Raw genomic sequence first — 2,460 nt, 5'->3', positions numbered from 1 at the left:
GCTGTCATGCACATTAATGATATGAAGGATTTTGATCTTGCCAAGCTTTATATCGACTTCCACTTCAGCAAAGCAGCATCCTGTGGCAATCGTATTTTTCTTTACCTGCTCGGAAACCTCTGCTGTAATAACAGAAGAATTGCCAAGACTGTAATAACTTTCCAATGCAAGATTTCCAAGAGATATTGCAGGATCTTTTCCTGCCATGATCCACCCATGATCAAGCCTCAGTTTCCTTGTCTCTTCAGGCAACAGCTCTTTTGCATAATCCAGAATCTTTTTCTTCAGAAGATTTGCGCAGTCTTTAACAACTGTTCCTGTTACAAACGACTGTCTGGATGCATAGGCACCGGTATCAAATGGCGTTACATCAGTATCCTGGACTGTCTGGATATGAATATCACTGATATCCATATTTAAAACCTCAGCCGCCATCTGGGAAAATACCGTATCAGCACCCTGACCGATTTCAGTAGCTCCCAGCATCAGGCCAACACTTCCATCCTGATTCAGAGTCATTCTTGCACCTGCAATTTCCAGTGAAATCGGCCATACACCTGTCTTATAGGAGAAAAGTGACATTCCGACGCCTCTGCGGATATTACCTGTCTGGTTTGTATATTCTTTTCGTTTTTCTTCCCAGTGGATATAATCTGCACCTTTTTCCAGACATTCAAAAATCCCGTTGGTGTTTGCTGCGATCGGCTTCAGGTAAGCATCCTCATAATATCCTTTGATAAGATTTTTCTTTCTGAACTCCAGAGGATCCATCCCGATCTCTTTTGCAATATCATCCATAAAGCACTCAATTGCAAAACATACCTGCGGGATCCCGTATCCACGCATCGCTCCGCCTACCGGTGTATTCGTATAGACAGTATATGCCTCTCCTTTGATATTCGGACATGCGTACTGCAGCCTCCAGGCAGTCAGACCATTGGCTGCTATGGCGTGTCCATGGGAGGCATATGCTCCCTGATTGGAAATAGCCAGCATATCCTTTGCCAGAAGATGCCCCTCACTGTCAACACCTGCCGTCAGATCATACTCAATAGAATGGCGGGTTCTGGTGTTGCAGAAAGTTTCCTCTCTGGTTATATCGAGTTTGACCGGTCTGCCGCCAACCTGCGTGGTAAGAAACGCATTTAACGGTTCATACAGCACATCCTGCTTATTTCCGAATCCTCCACCTATGTATGGCTTAATGACTCTGATCTTTCCCCATGGGATTCCAAGAGCCTGCCCGATCACACGCCGGACAATATGCGGAATCTGAGTGGAAGTCACAACTATGATCCTGCCATTTTCCATGTATGCACAGGAAATAGGATTCTCAATGTGGCAGTGCTGCACGATCGGGGTTTTATAACTGCGTTTTATAACTGTTTCGGATTCCTTCAGCCCTTCTTCCACATTTCCGATAAAGTAATTGGAACGGACAAGTACATTGTCCTTTTTATCGAGATGGATTGGCGGTTTGCTTCCATACATGGATTTACGCGGATGGATTTCTACCGGATATTCTTCATATTCAACTTCGATCAGGCGCAATGCCCTCTGGGCTGTGATTTCATCTTCTGCCACTACAGCAGCAATATCATCTCCGTAATAACGGACTCTTCCGGTAAGGATATTGCGGTCTGCAACATCCTGATGTGCCAGCTCCACAGACCAGGGATGTCCCGGCGTAGGATAACAATGATTCGGTACGTCTTTAAAAGTAACCACTTTTACTACGCCGTCCAGAGCCTCTGCTTTACTGGTATCGATTGATTTTACGATACCGTTTCCGATCTTTGCGTGATAGATTTTTGCCACCAGACAGTTGGCAGGAACCAGGTCATCAGTAAATTTTGCACGTCCTGTAACTTTGTCATAGGCATCTACTCTTGGAACACTCTTTCCAATCATGTTTTCACCTTCTCTGTATTTATTTTTGGTTATTATATAGAAGGAGCCGGACACACCCCAAGGTATCTGTCTGTTCCCCTCAGGACTTATGTCCGGCTCCGAACCATGCTACTTTCCTTCACCTTTTTTCTGACATCAGGCGAATTTACTTTTTATTTGCATAATTGTTATCTGTTTTCTGATTTAAGTATAGCATATTTGGATATGAAATTGCAATCTTTTATTCAATTTTTACGTATTATTTTCCTATTAACGAAGTTGTTTGATTGGGTTACTGTTCACTGAGAATATCCTTTGTAATGTATTACTAAGAACAAAGTGAACAGTAACCTGATTTACTTAACGTATTTCTGTCAATATTCCATGCAGGTCATGGATAACGTGTCTTGGGCATTTCACTGCGCACATACCACAGCTCAGACATATGGATTCCTCGATCACTGCACAGTTGTCTTTTACTTTTATCGCACCGGCTGTGCAGGTCTTCTCGCAGATTCCACAGCCGATACAGCTGACGTTACATTGCTTCTTTGCTTCTGCACCTTTTTT

2 protein-coding genes are annotated in these 2,460 nt (G+C 43.5%); both read right to left on the bottom strand.

The window, feature by feature from the left end:
• A partial coding sequence (gene xdhA, locus AC075J_RS02310) for a xanthine dehydrogenase subunit XdhA (RefSeq protein ID WP_476389929.1) occupies positions 1 to 1,911 on the bottom strand: 1,911 nt, incomplete at its 3' end.
• 339 nt (positions 1,912 to 2,250) lie between these two features.
• The coding region (locus tag AC075J_RS02305) for a 4Fe-4S binding protein (protein ID WP_476389928.1) at positions 2,251 to 2,460 on the bottom strand (210 nt) is incomplete at its 5' end.

The sequence above is a fragment of the Blautia sp. ZXY-1-C6 genome (genome assembly GCF_056339875.1).
This window is presented reverse-complemented; position numbering and strand designations above follow the sequence as displayed.